Origin of the sequence: Rubripirellula tenax (assembly GCF_007860125.1) — a bacterium.
Classification (GTDB): Bacteria; Planctomycetota; Planctomycetia; order Pirellulales; family Pirellulaceae; genus Rubripirellula; species Rubripirellula tenax.
In genome coordinates this window covers 361,125-376,222 of sequence record NZ_SJPW01000007.1, presented here as the reverse complement: position 1 = coordinate 376,222, position 15,098 = coordinate 361,125, and the positions used below count along the sequence as shown (strand labels likewise).

Sequence of the window (15,098 nt, the reverse complement as noted above, 5' to 3'; positions counted from 1 at the left end):
GTCAAGCTCGCTGTGGCGTGAGTTTTGGTCCGGGCTGGTTCCGAGCCGACGGCCGCGATCCGACTGAGATGTGGGAGGCCCATCATGGGAGCGATGTTCCCGAGTCAGGTTCGACCAGAAACGTCACCTAGCGTTCACGCCGTCGGGTTGGCGAGCTACGCGGACGTTCCCGCTTTCGGCGTTTTGTCGCACGCCGCCGAACAACTTCCGGATCGTCCGGCAGTGATCTACGGCGATCAGGTATGGGATTACCGGCGGCTCAATCACGACACGATCGTGGCCGCGGCGATGTTTCAACGGTTGGGTGTGCGACCGGGCGACCGCGTCGGTCTGCTGTTACCGAACGTTCCCGAATATGTGATCGCAGCTAATGCAATTTGGCGATGTGGTGCTGTCGCGATCGCGATCAGCCCGTTGATGGTTGCCGAAGAAATATCGACGTTGCTAGACAGCACCGATTGTCGAATGGTCGTATCGCTTGACATGCTCAGCCAATCGGTTGTCGATCCCAAGGTACGACTGTTGTTGGTGTCGATTCGAGAACATTTACCGTCGCTGTATCAAATCGGTTATTTGTGGCAACGCCACCAACGCACAGGATGCTGGACATTGCCGTCGAGCGACCGTCAACGTTGGTTCTGGGATCAGATCGCGGCGACGACTCAGTCATGGCAACCGATCACGATCCATCCGGAATCGGATCCGGCATACATCTTGCCGACCGGCGGAACGACGGGCGTTCCCAAGGCGGTCACGCTCAGCCACACCAACTTGGTCGCCAATGCTTGGCAACAATATCAATGGACGCAATGTTCGTTCGGCCGTGAAACGATGCTGGCGGTGCTGCCGTTTTTTCACAGCTACGGCATGTCGGCCAACATCATGGGCGGCGCCGCGACCGCATCGACGTTGGTTTTGCACCACCGATTCAACACGCGCCAAGTCATTTCGTTGATGGAAACGCATCACCCAACGGTCTTTCATGCGGTACCCGCGATGCTGGTCAGCATGAACGAGCGATTTCGCAGCGCCCCACCGAAAATTTCGGGATTGCGGTGGACCATTTCCGGCGGCGCATCGCTGGAGCAAAGCGTTGCATCGGAGTTCGCCAAACATACCGGATCATTGGTCGTCGAAGGGTACGGCCTAAGTGAAGCGTCGCCGGTCACCCATGTCGGGCACCTGTTTCGCGAGCCTCGGTACGGATTCATCGGACTGCCACTGCCCGAAACGGATTGCCGTATCGTGGATGCGAACCCAACCGAAGATGACGGGCTCGGGGTTGTTGAGTCAGGGGATGTTCGATCGGGCGAAATTGGCGAGCTGATCGTTCGAGGGCCGCAAGTCATGCTGGGTTACTGGAACGACGCAAAAGCAACATCCCAAGCCGTGCGTGACGGTTGGTTACACACCGGTGACTTAGCGATACGAGAACCCGATGGCTACTACCGAATCGTCGGCCGCAAAAAAGATCTGATCATCACGTCGGGATTCAACGTCTATCCCGGCGAAGTCGAGGACGCGATTCGCGAGATGCCGGAAGTTGACGATGTCGCCGTGGTCGGAGTGCCCGATGTGAACCGCGGCGAAATTGTCGTGGCGTTCATCGTGGTGAAACCGGGCGCTACGTGGGATGAAGATGCTGCCGACAAGTACTGTGAAGTCCACTTGTCGAAATATAAGCGACCGCGACGCTGGCACTGCGTCGACGGAGATCTGCCTCGCAACTTCCTAGGAAAAGTTCTGAGACGCCAATTACGGGAGACGCAATCATGATCAAGGTTGACCCCATCGCGGTTGTCGGCGGAGTGCGAACTCCTTTCGCGAAAGCGTTCGGTGAGCTTGCGGGCGCATCGGCCGTGACATTAGGAAAGGCGGCGCTCACGGGTGCCGTCTCACGGTGCGGCATCCCGGTGGACGATGTCGACGAAGTCGTGTTCGGCAACGTAGCCGGTCCGCCGGATGCCGCCAATATCGCTCGCGTGATCGCGCTGTCATCCAACATTCCTCCGGAACGTGTCGCCCACACGGTCAATCGCAATTGCGCGTCGGGGATCGAGTCCGTGATCGGTGCGTGGCACTCGCTGGCACTGGGGCGATCAGACATCGTCGTGGCAGGCGGCACCGAATCGATGTCGCAAATACCATTGTTGGTCCGCCCCGAAGCCGCTGCGATATGGATGAAGTTGGCGCGATCAAAAACGTTGCTCGAGCGGATCAAGACTTTGTTCACGTTCCGACCGCGACACTTCAAACCGATCGTCGGCGTCGAACTCGGGCTGACCGATCCGGTGTCTGGCTTGAACATGGGCCAAACCGCTGAAATCCTTGCGAAAGAATTTTCTATCTCGCGCGACGATCAAGACGCGTTCGCCATGGCCAGTCACCGTAAGGCTGAAACGGCTCAAAAGCGATGTTTTTTGTCTGGAGAAATCGTCCCCATGGAGTATGGGAACACGTCGATGAGCAAAGACAACGCAATTCGTTACGGTCAATCGATGGAATCATTGTCGAAGCTGCGTCCGATCTTTGAACGTGGCGGGACCGTGACGGCGGGCAACAGTTGCCCGTTGACCGATGGTGCCGCAGCGATGGTGGTTTGCCGTTCCGAAGATGTGTCGCGATTTTCTGGCGAGCCACTTGGCTACGTCACATCGTATGCCGTGGCCGGATGTGACCCGCGGCGGATGGGACTCGGTCCCGTTTTTGCGATGAACAGACTCTTCAATCAAACGGGGTTCTCGCTCGCTGATTTTGACTTGATCGAAATCAACGAAGCCTTCGCCGCGCAAGTGATTGCTTGCGAGCGGGCAATGCAGTCGCGTGACTTTTCACAAAAGCATCTTGGTCGATCGACGCCCTTGGGAACGCTCGATCGCGATCGCTTGAACATCCATGGCGGTGCGATTGCCTTGGGCCATCCAGTGGGAACCACGGGGACTCGGTTGATATTGACGATGTTGCGTGCCCTGCGTGAATCGGGCGGCAAGCGTGGGCTGGTAACGCTGTGCGTTGGCGGCGGTCAAGGAGCTGCAGTGATAGTTGAAACCGAAATGGAGAAACGATCATGAACATCAATCCGTATGAAAATTTTGTTGTTTCCACCGATCACCGTGGTGTGGTCACCGTAGCGATCAATGTTGGCGGACGTCCGCTCAACGTGTTGACTCGGGTAGCAATGTTGGAGCTCGAAACGATCGTGGGCGAACTCGAGCGTTCGTTCGGCGTCACGGGGGTCATCTTTCGCAGCGACAAAGAGAGTGGCTTTCTGGCCGGCGCCGATGTTTCCGTCATCGCGGGAATCGAAACGAAAGTGGAAGGGTTCGGTTTGATCGAAGCGGGGCAGCAACTGTTCGCAAGAATCGAACAATTGCCAATGCCGACAATCCTTTTGATCGATGGTCCGTGCTTGGGAGGCGGCTTGGAATGGGCCCTGGCTTGCGACCATCGCATCGCTCGGGATAACTCATCGACGAAAATTGGGCTGCCCGAGATTCAATTAGGTTTGATCCCAGGCTGGGGCGGAACCCAGCGGTTGCCCCGAGTCGTCGGATTAGCCGCAGCCATGCCGATGATATTGACTGGCAAACACTTGTCGGCAAAAGAGGCAGCCAGGATCGGTTTGGTCGATTTGGCCATCAAGCCCGATGATTGGCAACGCGAGGTGAACCGGTTCGTTGACGAAGTGGTCGACGGTCGATCCGAATCGAGACATTCCCTTTCATGGAAGTCTCGTTTGCTGGATCACACAACGCTTGGACGCTGCATAACGATTGCGATGGCACGCCGGTCGGTTCGGTCGAAAAGCACGCATCACCCTGCCTTGTCGGCGGCGATCGATGCGATGGCCGCTGGGTTCGACAAACGCCGCGATGGTTTCAAGGTCGAGAGGGATCGATTCGTCGAAATGTTGGGCACCGCGACGAGCAAAAATTTGTTGAATCTATTTTTCGCTCGCGAGCGGGCGCGAAAGACATCGACTTGGATTAGCAATGCTCATAAGGCCATGCACAGCTCGCCGATTCGCCGCGTTGGTGTCGTCGGCGCGGGTGTAATGGGAGCCGGAATCGGTCAGTTGGCCGCCGTCCGCGGCTACTCTGTTGTGATCAAAGAAGTCGACGATGAATCGTGTCGTGCCGGCACGTCACGCATCGATGGCCTGGTGCGCGAATACGCGAACCGGAAACAATTCAGCGCTATCGATCGCGATCGGTTGCGTTCAAAAATCGTCGTCACGACGGATGCTTCAATGATGGGTGATTGCGACTTGGTGATCGAGGCGATCGTTGAAAGAATCGACGTCAAGGAACGCGTGTTTTCCGAACTCGATCATCACTTGAAGTCATCCGCAATTTTGACCAGCAATACGTCATCATTGTCGGTGACTCGCATGGGGATGGCGACGAAGCGATCGCAACAAGTGGCGGGACTGCACTTTTTCAACCCCGTTCACCGGATGGAGCTGGTGGAGGTGGTTCGTTGTCATGACACGGACGACGCGACGATGGCTCGGTTGGTCGCGTTTGTAAAAACACTTGGCAAGACACCTGTCGTGACCACCGACACACCCGGTTTCTTGGTCAACCGAGTTCTGTTCCCGTACCTGGGCGAAGCCATTTTGATGGTGGCCGAAGGGGGCGACGTTGAAGCGATCGATCGCGAAGTTCGTCGTTTCGGAATGCCGATGGGGCCACTTGAGTTGCTCGATCAGGTGGGGATTGATGTCGCTGCCCATGTTGCAAAATCGCTCGACGGCGTCCTGCCCGATGTTGCGTCGGTCGTCAACCATTTGGATTCAATGGTGTCACGTGGACTGCTGGGACGAAAGTCGGGACAAGGATTTTACCGCTACCGTGGCGGCAAACGCGGCGGTGGGATGCTGTCGAGCACACGGAATGCAGTTACCACAGCACCATCATTCGCCGGCATGATCGACGACGGGTTGTCGCCCATCACTCGGCGATTGATCTATCCGATGTTGTTGGAGGCAACGCGGTGCCACCAAGAACGGGTCGTGAACGAACCATGGGCGATCGACCTGGCGATGGTGTTGGGGACCGGCTTCGCCCCGCATCGTGGCGGACCGTTGCAGATGATCGAATCGATCGGGAAGAAAACCGTTCTCGAAAATGCGGAACGCCTTGAGATGACATTGGGTGACCGTTTCACAACCAACGACATCGTCGCCTTCCGTACAAAACAGCCGTTGCCTTCCATCGAGTTGGGACATCAGGAGTCACCCTAAGCGACAGTGTGTTAGCGACATCCCGCAGAATAGGTCCACGAAACGCGTTTGGAGAATGAACATGAGCGTTGATATTCGAGAGATATCTGGCGGTACCGACCACGAAGTGCCCAAAGTAAACGGTACTTCGTTCGCCGAAGTTGCCTTGCGATTGGGCGGAGCTTCGGATGACGAGGCGCGTCGGACCGGAGTGTTGGACACGGCTGATGATCAAGTCGAGGGTCTGTTCTCGCCCCAATATCAAACAACCAGCAGCCCGGCGCACCGCGCCGTTTGGGATGCTCGAGTGTCGTCTGATATGTTTTCATATGACACCGGATCAACGTCGGCGCTGGTGAAGTCGGTGGTTGATCGGTCGGTGGGACTTGTCCGTCGACATCGCGACCAAGGGACATTGCTTAACAGTGAAGGAAAGATCAGCGACGAAGTGCTCGATCAACTCGGCGACGCCGGCTATTGGGGATTGCTGGTCGATTCCGAGTTCGGTGGTTCCGGAGCGTCGATGTCCGAGTTCGCTCGGATGATTACCGAGATGGCAGCGATCGATCCGACGGTCGCGGGATTGGCATCAGTCCACGGTTGCATTGGCGCCGTGGATCCGGTGCGTTCGTTCGGTACCGAGGATCAGAAGCAACGTTTTCTTCCGAAACTTGCCAATGGCACCGCGTTGTCGGCATTCGCGTTGACCGAACCCGGTGCGGGCAGCGACCTGACGGCTCTGAAGACGACCGCCGTGCTTGATGGAGATCACTACGTCGTCAACGGAGAAAAATTGTTCATCACCAATGCAATTCCCGGCCGCACGATCGGGCTGGTTTGCAAAATTGATGGCGTTCCCAGCGTCTTGATCATCGACCTTCCCGAAGTCGAGGACGAAACGTTCCGCGTCCATCGCTACAAGATCTATGCCCTCGCGCGTGCTCACAACAACGGTCTGATCTTCAAGAACTTTCGTGTCCCCGCAAAGAATCGTTTGGTTCCTGCGCATGGCGATGGATTGACGATTGCGTATCACGGTTTGAATCTCGGACGGGTTTCGTTGTGTGCCAACGCCGCCGGAACGATGCGTTGGATGCTGGCGGAGATGTTGCCTTGGGCTGACTATCGAAAGACCTATGGTCAAGCGATCGGACGACGCGAATTGGTGCAACGGCGTGTCGCCCGGATGGCCGGATTGATCGTCGCGTGCGATGCATTGACGAACTGGTGCGCGGGCTTGCTGGATCAAGGATATCGAGGCGAGATGGAGTGCATCGTCGCGAAAATCTTCGGCAGCGAGTCGCAAAAGGAAGCGGCAATTGAGTTATTCATGAAGACACATGGTGGCCGTTCGTTCTTGCAGGGACACCTTTTCGGTGACAACGTTCACGAGTTCCTGGCACCGTGTATCTATGAAGGCGAAGGTGAAATGTTGGGAATGGCATTCTTCAAGTCGTTAGTGAAAGAGCACGGCAAGCGGTACTTTGAACCGATCGGTCGCGTTCTGCATGATCGTGGGATCAGCAAGCCCAATTTGATGAACCCAAATCATCTGTGGGCACTGCGATCACCCATGATGGGATACGCACGCTGGATCGGCGGCCAAATGGTTTTGGGAAGTCGATGGTCGCGGCTGCCAACGATGTCACCCGTGCTCCGATCGCATGCTTTGTTCGCACAGCGTCAACTCTCCGACGCGGCCATGGAGGTTAGCGGCGTGATGCGGTCGCACCAATTGAAGTTGGCGGATCGTCAATGTCGCATGTCGGCGCTTTCGTCGAAGCTGCAGAACGCGATCGTCATGTTGGTCACCAGCCTGCATGCGGCAAAGTCGGGTGATCCGATCACCGAAGCGGCCGGCGCGGTGGCGTGTGGCGAACTGCGCCGACGAATCGCGTGTGCCTCGCCAACCGACAAAGACTTTCGCGCCGAAACGGATTTGGGACGGATGATCGCGACGGAGGGCTGGCAGGAACTGGAGGGTGTTGCAGCGGGGAAAATCTTGATGCCGTACAAGTAACGTACCTATCTGAACTCAGTCTGGGAGACATCCGTGGTTAACTTCATCAATCGATTCTTTCCGCAAGCGTATTCTCACGCCGATCGTGGGTTGCCGTCTCGTCGGCAGGCCGTCGTTGCGCTCGGCGGTGGCGGCGCTCGGGGACTAGCTCACCTGGGCGCGATCGAAGGTGTCTTGCGTACTGGGATCTCCATCGAACGGATCGTCGGCGTCAGTGCCGGCAGTTTGATCGGCGCTCTCTATGCGGTTGAAGGTGACATTCGGCGCGCCGAATCGGTGGCGATCGGCTTGCTGAATTCACCCGAGTTCCAACTGGGGCAACAGATACTTTGCGGGGCGGCACCGCCGACCGATGACGAATCAACCGGAGGCACGTTCGGTTGGTACTCGCGAATCCGAAAGATCCTTTCGGCGCATCGCAAATTGACGCGAGCGGTGACTAGTTCGTCATTGATTTCGGATGCCCCGCTGCGAGATGCGATCGCCGGATTGTTGCCAGATTGTGACATCAGCGATTTGTCGGTCCCGACCAGCATTGTGGCGGCCGACTTGTTGTCCGGGCAACGCGTCGTCTTGGAGCGAGGGCCACTTCGGTTGGCCGTGCAAGCTTCGTCAGCGATTCCAGGAATCTTTCCACCGGTGCGATGGGATGACTTGCTGCTTTGCGACATTGGCATGGTTGAAACGGTGCCGGCGATGATCGCAAAATCTTACGCCGATGATTTGACGATCGCTGTCGATGTTGGCCAAGGCGACACGCGAGTGGATGCGTGTGACACGGCGCTGGATGTGATGATGCGGATGGACGACGTTTGTCAACGTTTGATGCGCCGATATTATCTGGATGCCGCGGACGTTGTCATCCGTCCGAACATTGGAACCCGTGCTTGGTTCGACTTTAGCCATCCCAATCAAGTGATCGAAGAGGGACGTCATGCCGCCATCGAATCGCTCGGTCAGTTCGAACGTTCCAACGGTCGCAAAATTGGTGCGGCATAGCTTGGTCGGATGTGGCCTACCCAAAGAAGAGGCTCAGGTAAGCGACGCCGATGATCAGGCCTAGCATCGTGATCCACCATGCCGCGTTGATGCGCCGGCGTCGCGACGGGTGTCCATAGGCAGCGGGCGGCAGTCGCCACAGCAGCGAAATGACATAGGCCGACGAAAGAGGCGGCAATAACATCGTCGATGCGCATGCCGCCACCAGCGCGCGCCGAACTTTGTCGTCGAGTTCATCTTCGTTGAACCCAGGAGCGTAGCGAGCTTCGTGCGTATGACCGTCGCGATCATCCATCAGAACGGGGCGATACGGATTGCCATCCTCGGTCGGCAAAGGCGCCTGCGTCGGTACTTCGATCGCGTCAAAGTCGCTGGCTTGCGCCGATGGTGGTTCGAAGTCCGATAGGTCGGCTTGGATGCGTTCGTCGTCGTCGCTTCGCGGCTTGTTGCAACTCCAACAAAGTTCGAACGCGGGTTGATTCGGTTCCGAACATCGACCGCACTTCCAATACCCGGCCTCGCGCAGACGGCGATCGTCGTCGACCAACGTTTCGATTGCCAGGTCATAGTCTGCGGGCGAGACTTCCAAACGAACGCCTTGGATGGTCCCTGCGCCGCCAAGGCTGAGTGCCGTCGCCATGTCCGTGCCGACCACGAACGCTTGGATGCCGGCGGCCGCCAATCGGTCTCGAACGATTTCGGCCTCGAAGCCGTCCGTGTAGACATGCAGGATTCGATTTTTCGTTGACATCGCAGCGTCTCGGTCAGGCCAGGAGGTTACACCCCGCCATTTTAATCGCAATGTCCGTATGGCGTCGGCAACAGCGGGGTCCTACGCGGCGCGAGTCCGCAGCCCGGGCGACGACGCCATCGATTCGCATTGGGCGATCCACCGTTTCAACCTTCGGGTGCTGGGCAGTCGTCGGCCGCGCAATAACGCTTGCCCCTGGCTGCTCTCGGCAAACCGTTGCAGGTCCCGATACAGTTGTGCGGCCGATTCGGTCGCCAGTCCGCGAATGCTGCGACGATGAATGCTGACCAACAGCAATGCATCGCGTGGCATCATTCCTGGCACGGACGCCGAGAAGCGAATCGCACGACGGTAGTGTTGAATGGTCCGCAACGCCTTACGCGGCGCGTTGAATTGTTCGGCCAAGCGGTGTGGGTCGGCCGAGGCTAGATCACCCGCGGTGACAATGCCGAATTCGTTGAGTCGCTTGCATCGACGTGGGCTGCAAATGCGAATGTGTTCCAGCCGCATGCTCAACAGGTGCTGGCGGTGAGAGCCGCTGTTGCGTATTTGACTTGATCGCCGTTTCTTGGCCTTCGACGTAGGCGTGGGGTCGTTTTTCGATTCGCCCACCATACGCGGCAAATGGGCGTACAGCACGATGTTGTCAGGTTGTGACGTGATCGGCTTGGGGGCAGTGGGTGTACCAAACAGTCGCAGAAGAGATCGCAATATCATAGTTTACCGCGCGGAGTGAGAGAGAAGAAAAGGCACTCGACACTTCTTCGATTAGTCGACGCGATGCACTGGCCGCTAGACCGTTTTGAAAAAAGAACGATCGTCTAGAAACGGGCGACGTCGCTCAGTAACCGAGACCGACGCGAAACATGATTCCGTCGTCAAGATTCAAGTTGTCATTGGGATTGCGACGGTAGCGTAGTTCGCGTTCAAACACGTATCCAATCTCGGCAAAGCCGATGCGTTTGCCGGAACGGATCTCGTCACTGCGGCCCCACTCAAGACCCAGCACAGCGCGAATATCATTGATGTCGATGCTGTCTTCACCTCCGCTGGCCCGGGTGACGGTCCACGAACCGCCGCCGTAATCGCCGCTCAGGTACCACCAAAAGTCTTGGGTGCCCAACGTTCGGAAATATCTCGCAAACTTGGGCTGCGGGAAAAACAGATCGACCCGTGTGTAGGGATTCGGTTGGCACAGCACACCAAAGGCGGGAACGATTTTCAACTCGTTCCGGTCCAAATAGTAAATGCCGCCCTTCAGCGTCGATGTCGGCGTTAACCGAAAACTTGCGAGCGCCTTGCCCAGGATGCGGATGCTATCGCTGTTGAAGGTGTCGAAGTCCGTGAACGCTCCGATGCGGACGCCAAGTTCGGTGCTGATCATCTGGTTCGGATCGGAGTTCCAACCGACGTCCAAGAACGCGCTGTAGGCGCTGCCGGGCAGGTCGGCGTTCTTGTTGGCAGTCGTTTTCGGGCCGTCCCAGAGGTGCATCGAGAAAGACGGGACAACGAAAATGGGTTGATTCGAATAGAAGAAATTGGGAAACGCAAAGACGATTGATACGTCCGTGTCGTTCATGTTCAAGTCGTCGTCACTGTCACCAAATCCGACATAGCCGTTGCGAAATCGGGGGCCGCGCAGCAATTGGTACGCGCTGTAGCCGCCGGAGTCCATGCCCGGAAAAATGGGCCCCGAAAACATGCCTTCGGGGAATAGCGTGGTCGGCGAGGACGACGGGTAAATGGTGCTCGGAAACCCCGAAGCCGTCGGAGAGTTAAAACTGGCGGGAGGCCCGTAGACGTTTGAGTTGTCGTATTGGTAGGACGGTGGCCCATAAGATGGCGCTGCGAACGAGTCGCCATAGCTGGGCGCAACACTAGGTGAACCGTAAACCCCAGGAGGCGCGTTGAACTGAGGATTGCTTGGCACCGATGCCGGTTGAGAGAACAGTCCGCCGAAAGGACGGAACGGTTGCTGTGTCGTGGCGGGAAAACTTGTGCCGGGATACGCGGTGCTTGGATACGCCGATGGTGGCGTGCTGAGTCCGACGGGTGGACCGATGCCAGAGCTCGCCGAAGGCGTATTGGCGTAAGGGTCGAAGCTGCCGTAGGTGCTCGGTGGATACGAAGCGGGCGGCGGGCCGACGGGAACCAGATTGGTTTGTGGGCTTTGCGGTGCGGCGCCGATGTTGACCTGCGCTGAAGCCGTCGGGGCGGAAACAATATTCGTGAAACACAAGCACACAAACACGAAAGCCCAGCGTGACATCGTCGTTTCAAGACGATGACGTTGGCCCTTGTAAGGCTTCGATCGGCTTCGCAAAGCGGTTAGTTTCATCGCACATCGAGGCGAGGCAATTCAAGAGGACGGCAAACGCACTCGTCCGTCATTGGGGATTACCTTGCCGCGATACTGCCGGTCAAGGCGAATCGCTCGGCATATCTAGAATCCAAGTTGATCGAAACTGAAAAAACGGTTGGAAATTTTTACCACTGCAAAAACCGCTTCAACATTTCGACGCCTGGTTCGGTCAAGAAACTTTCCGGATGGAATTGCCAGCCTTCCATTTTGTGGTGTCGATGGCGCACGCCCATGATTTGACGCTCGCCTCCCGTCTCAGTCCACGCTGACACCATCAATTCGGGCGGCAAACTTGACGGCTCAATCACGAGCGAGTGATATCGCGTCGCAATGAAGGGATTGGCGAGCTCGGCAAACAGTCCTCCATCGTCATGTACGATCGCGTCCGTCTTGCCGTGCATCAGTTGCGGCGCGCGAACGATCTTGCCGCCGAATGCCTGTCCAATGGATTGGTGACCCAAGCAAACACCCAGCAACGGAACTCGCCCCGCAAAATGCTTGACCACATCCACGCTGATCCCGGCTTCGTTCGGCGTACACGGACCGGGTGAGACCAGGATTCGCGATGGAGACAATTCGTCCAGATTCGCAATCGTCAACTCGTCATTGCGAAAAACGCGAATGTCGATCGACGGATCGATTTCGCCGAGACGCTGGACCAGATTGTAAGTAAACGAATCGTAGTTATCGATGACGACGACCATGAGGCTATTCCCGTCGATGATGTCAATGGAGATTCAAGTCGAAACGAGCAAAAAAGATATTCTTTCGATACTAGCTTAAACGCTCTTTAGCCAGTTCGGATACGGTGCCTATAATGAGCTCGTCGCCACGGCGACCGACTGACTCCCTTGTTCGTCCCCACGGAAATCTGCTGTGCTTTCGGTTCGTCCTAAAGTTGCCGAATTGGCATTCCACGTGTTCAGCCGCTCGCTTCATCCCGAGCTGTACACGATTCATAAAAGCCGCCGGGTCGAACGGGACAACTATTCTGCACAGATCGAGATTACCAACTGTGGCCACGTCGTCACTTGGAACGCCGGTGGATTGACGTTGTGCGAGGTCGCGACCAGCGCCCACCAACCGCTGCCTCGGCGCCGTTTGTTGTTGTCGAAACCTCTGAAGGGAAGTCGCACGGAACGAGCGGACTGCCGTCAAGGCATCGACTATCGGACTCATTTCCAATTGGAACCCGTCGACCCCGACATGTTTTGGATGGTTCAACAGCAACTTGGTAGTGGTCCCACGGAAGGCTTGCTGCACAATTTTGACGCCAGTGGGCGAATGGCACTCGGGGCGCTCAGCTACGTTAGCGTCGAAATGCGTCGTCATTCGATGTTGGTCCAAGCCATTCATACGTTTCCCGATGACTTTGCAATCGTCAAGGTCGAGTCGCTGTTCTCGATCGATGCTGGAAACAAGTCCGTTTGATCGACAAGATCATCGGCGTGCTTGATGTGTTGGACTCGTGCGCTGTTCACGCCATCGCGGGTGATCGTCGCAACTATCAACCGATGCCGTGGTGCAACGGTTCACCCACTGAACTGGTCGATCACTACCATCGCCTTGGTGTGAATCGCACGTACGTCGCCGACCTGGACGCAATTCTTCATGGCCAGGTTCAGACACAAACTTTGATCGATGTTTGCAATCGCAAGCCCCACGAAGAGATACTTTTGGATGTCGGTTGGAAAGGCGATTGCCCACACCAGCTTCAAGCAGTGAACGATGTTCTTCACAACACCAATGCGTCCGTCGGGTTCATCGCGGCAACAGAATCCGCCAGCGGCATCGCCGCGGTGGGGCAATTGGCAGATGTGGTTGGGGCATCGCGAGTCTTTCTGAGTCTCGATTTTCGCGACGGGAATCTTGTTGGCGACGGAACGTCAGAGTCCCGGTGGATCGAAGCTGCGATGGAATTCGCATTGGGTGGCATCATCGTTTTGGATGTCGCCCAAGTTGGGACGGGCCGTGGCCCTATCACTGCCGTCCGATGCCAGCGTCTCGCCGACCGATGCCGAGGCCAACGGATCTATTCAGGTGGCGGAATTCGATCACTGGACGACGTCGAAACATTGGTTCGTGCCGGATGCCACGGATGTTTGGTCGGCACGATGTTGCACGAGAATAGGTTTCGTGAAAATAACGATTTGCCCGGTTGATCGAACGTCTGTTTTCCGATGTTTTTGATTCAGCGATTCACGGTTCGACCTTCATTTCAAATCTTTCGATCGACTTTGCTTTCCCGTTTTCCTTTGCCTCGACGAGAGCGCCACATAGCCGAACATCGCGCGTCGCGACATGAAAATGGCACGGTTCAAAAGACCGTGTCGTCTGCATGATTCGTTTGATGTCTCTTCCGATGATGCTGTCGTAGGGGCCGCACATGCCGACATCACACTGAAACGCCGTTCCACCAGGGAAAATGCACGCGTCGGCCGTCGGCACATGCGTATGCGTCCCCAAAACCGCCGTGACTTTGCCGTCCAAATAACGCCCCAGGACCTGTTTGTCGCTGGTCGCTTCGGCGTGAACATCGACCAGGATGTGTTTGGCGGATTCGCCAATTTCTTCGATCGCTCGATCGACGGCGTCAAACGGGCAGTCGACCGGTCGCATGTAAACGCGTCCCATCAACGATATTACGGCTAGGGGGCCCTTGGGCGTTTCGATGACGACCCAAGTTCGGCCGGCCGAATCGGCAGGATAGTTCGCCGGTTTGACCATTCGATTGGTCTTCTTCAACGTGGCGATGATTTCTTTGCAGCGGTAAATGTGATCGCCTAGGGTCACGGCGTCCACGCCAACATCGGTCATCCGCTTGAATTGTCGTGGCATCAGTCCCGAGCCGTCGGAAGCATTTTCAGCATTCACGACCAGCGCGTCGAGCTTCAAATCCGACCGCAGCGATTCTGCATACTTCACGACAGCCGAATAGCCCGGTTTTCCTACGATGTCGCCGAGAAAGAGAATCCGCATGAGCTAAGCCGTTCTGACCTGTGTCCGAAGCAATCCATCGGCATCGAGGCCGGTTGCAGGCCGATATGGTACGCGATCACACCGACGACGTTTAGGTCACGCACGCGAAGTGAAGCGAGATCGGTATCAGAAAGTGCGGCCCTATGGGAGCTATATTTCGCGTTTTCGCGTATATTCTTCACGAACCAGACTCAAGGCGATCAGTGAAAATATGCATGGGACCAAAGCCAGAATGACCAAGTACTTGATCTTCGCGGTGTGTTTGTGGGGGATCGCATCTGCCGCGCCGGGCCAGAATGCGACTCTACCGTTGAATCCACAGTCCGATCTTCCAGCGGAAATCCAGTTGCCGCAAAATTCCGTCCCGAGGACCAACACCATCGCTCCGGAAACCGCTGAGAAAGTCGAGCATAAGATTCGCGAGGCACTGGATGGGAACGCGCCAGCCGAAACGGGCGACGGTGTCCTTGACGATGTCCTTGGCGTCATCAAAAGCCAGGGCAGCATTCTTGACGGCAGCATCTTGGATGACCGCACGACGAACACGGATCCCGGTCGCCGATTGACCAGTCGTACTCGCCAAAGCGTTGATGTAGACCGACGAGCGGTGGCTGCCGAGCAACTCCTGCGGGCGGCCCGGTTGTTGTTGGCGGCGGACCCAACAAGCGAATCGGGCGTCAGACTGGTTGCCCAAATGCGGCGGGAAGCGGTCAAACTACTAAGCCACACCGACGACTGATTCGATGCGGCGTCTGAGTAGACT

General features: G+C 56.8%; 13 protein-coding genes. 8 read left to right on the top strand and 5 right to left on the bottom strand.

The genetic code is table 11. The features are described 5' to 3' along the window. Positions 1 to 84: 84 nt before the first annotated feature. The 5 genes from Poly51_RS24965 to Poly51_RS24945 all read left to right on the top strand — a co-directional run bounded on the left by Poly51_RS24965 (position 85) and on the right by Poly51_RS24945 (position 8,243). Positions 85 to 1,776: an AMP-binding protein gene (locus Poly51_RS24965; protein WP_146461210.1), complete on the top strand. Its 1,692-nt coding sequence runs from the start codon at positions 85 to 87 to the stop codon at positions 1,774 to 1,776. Further along, complete coding sequence (locus Poly51_RS24960) at positions 1,773 to 3,071, top strand: thiolase family protein (RefSeq protein WP_146461208.1); 1,299 nt, start codon at positions 1,773 to 1,775, stop codon at positions 3,069 to 3,071. The genes Poly51_RS24965 and Poly51_RS24960 overlap by 4 nt, the downstream gene beginning before the upstream one ends. Then, a complete protein-coding gene (locus Poly51_RS24955) occupies positions 3,068 to 5,245 on the top strand; it encodes a 3-hydroxyacyl-CoA dehydrogenase NAD-binding domain-containing protein (RefSeq protein ID WP_146461207.1) in 2,178 nt (725 codons plus the stop codon). The genes Poly51_RS24960 and Poly51_RS24955 overlap by 4 nt, the downstream gene beginning before the upstream one ends. Before the next feature lie 61 nt (positions 5,246 to 5,306). Continuing rightward, a complete protein-coding gene (locus tag Poly51_RS24950) occupies positions 5,307 to 7,244 on the top strand; it encodes an acyl-CoA dehydrogenase family protein (RefSeq protein WP_146461205.1) in 1,938 nt (645 codons plus the stop codon). A 33-nt stretch (positions 7,245 to 7,277) separates the two neighbouring features. Continuing rightward, entirely contained in the window at positions 7,278 to 8,243 is a 966-nt protein-coding gene (locus Poly51_RS24945; RefSeq protein ID WP_186775792.1) for a patatin-like phospholipase family protein, read from the top strand. A gap of 16 nt (positions 8,244 to 8,259) precedes the next feature. On the opposite strand, the gene Poly51_RS24940 is transcribed toward Poly51_RS24945, so the two are convergent. The 4 genes from Poly51_RS24940 to Poly51_RS24925 all read right to left on the bottom strand — a co-directional run bounded on the left by Poly51_RS24940 (position 8,260) and on the right by Poly51_RS24925 (position 12,060). After that, positions 8,260 to 8,994, bottom strand: coding sequence for a DUF2007 domain-containing protein (locus Poly51_RS24940; protein ID WP_146461201.1), 735 nt, complete (start codon positions 8,992 to 8,994; stop codon positions 8,260 to 8,262). Between the two features lie 81 nt (positions 8,995 to 9,075). After that, on the bottom strand, positions 9,076 to 9,711 hold the full coding sequence (locus tag Poly51_RS24935; protein ID WP_146461199.1) for a DUF4332 domain-containing protein: 636 nt from the start codon (positions 9,709 to 9,711) through the stop codon (positions 9,076 to 9,078). A gap of 124 nt (positions 9,712 to 9,835) precedes the next feature. After that, complete coding sequence (locus Poly51_RS24930) at positions 9,836 to 11,332, bottom strand: hypothetical protein (protein ID WP_246114748.1); 1,497 nt, start codon at positions 11,330 to 11,332, stop codon at positions 9,836 to 9,838. A gap of 149 nt (positions 11,333 to 11,481) precedes the next feature. Next, positions 11,482 to 12,060 carry an anthranilate synthase component II gene (locus tag Poly51_RS24925; protein WP_146461197.1) on the bottom strand — a complete coding sequence of 193 codons (579 nt, stop codon included), beginning with the start codon at positions 12,058 to 12,060 and terminating at the stop codon, positions 11,482 to 11,484. A 172-nt stretch (positions 12,061 to 12,232) separates the two neighbouring features. Between Poly51_RS24925 and Poly51_RS24920 the strand changes: the two genes are divergently transcribed. Together Poly51_RS24920 and Poly51_RS24915 are read left to right on the top strand one after the other, a co-directional pair. Continuing rightward, positions 12,233 to 12,787, top strand: coding sequence for a DUF2617 family protein (locus Poly51_RS24920; RefSeq protein ID WP_146461195.1), 555 nt, complete (start codon positions 12,233 to 12,235; stop codon positions 12,785 to 12,787). Beyond that, positions 12,784 to 13,518, top strand: a complete 735-nt coding sequence (locus Poly51_RS24915) for a HisA/HisF-related TIM barrel protein (protein WP_146461193.1) — start codon at positions 12,784 to 12,786, stop codon at positions 13,516 to 13,518. The genes Poly51_RS24920 and Poly51_RS24915 overlap by 4 nt, the downstream gene beginning before the upstream one ends. A 37-nt stretch (positions 13,519 to 13,555) precedes the next feature. On the opposite strand, the gene Poly51_RS24910 is transcribed toward Poly51_RS24915, so the two are convergent. After that, positions 13,556 to 14,335 (bottom strand): TIGR00282 family metallophosphoesterase, encoded by a 780-nt coding sequence (locus tag Poly51_RS24910; protein ID WP_146461191.1) that lies wholly within the window; start codon positions 14,333 to 14,335, stop codon positions 13,556 to 13,558. 232 nt (positions 14,336 to 14,567) lie between these two features. Between Poly51_RS24910 and Poly51_RS24905 the strand changes: the two genes are divergently transcribed. Beyond that, on the top strand, positions 14,568 to 15,074 hold the full coding sequence (locus Poly51_RS24905; RefSeq protein ID WP_146461189.1) for a hypothetical protein: 507 nt from the start codon (positions 14,568 to 14,570) through the stop codon (positions 15,072 to 15,074). Positions 15,075 to 15,098: the final 24 nt, after the last annotated feature.

Excerpts from the sequence above, each read along its gene's own strand:
- Poly51_RS24965 (WP_146461210.1), top strand. The coding sequence starts at position 85 with ATGGGAGCGATGTTCCCGAGTCAGGTTCGACCAGAAACGTCACCTAGC.
- Poly51_RS24960 (WP_146461208.1), top strand. The coding sequence starts at position 1,773 with ATGATCAAGGTTGACCCCATCGCGGTTGTCGGCGGAGTGCGAACTCCT.
- Poly51_RS24955 (WP_146461207.1), top strand. The coding sequence starts at position 3,068 with ATGAACATCAATCCGTATGAAAATTTTGTTGTTTCCACCGATCACCGT.
- Poly51_RS24950 (WP_146461205.1), top strand. The coding sequence starts at position 5,307 with ATGAGCGTTGATATTCGAGAGATATCTGGCGGTACCGACCACGAAGTG.
- Poly51_RS24940 (WP_146461201.1), bottom strand. The coding sequence starts at position 8,994 with ATGTCAACGAAAAATCGAATCCTGCATGTCTACACGGACGGCTTCGAG.
- Poly51_RS24935 (WP_146461199.1), bottom strand. The coding sequence starts at position 9,711 with ATGATATTGCGATCTCTTCTGCGACTGTTTGGTACACCCACTGCCCCC.
- Poly51_RS24930 (WP_246114748.1), bottom strand. The coding sequence starts at position 11,332 with ATGAAACTAACCGCTTTGCGAAGCCGATCGAAGCCTTACAAGGGCCAA.
- Poly51_RS24925 (WP_146461197.1), bottom strand. The coding sequence starts at position 12,060 with ATGGTCGTCGTCATCGATAACTACGATTCGTTTACTTACAATCTGGTC.
- Poly51_RS24910 (WP_146461191.1), bottom strand. The coding sequence starts at position 14,335 with ATGCGGATTCTCTTTCTCGGCGACATCGTAGGAAAACCGGGCTATTCG.
- Poly51_RS24905 (WP_146461189.1), top strand. The coding sequence starts at position 14,568 with ATGACCAAGTACTTGATCTTCGCGGTGTGTTTGTGGGGGATCGCATCT.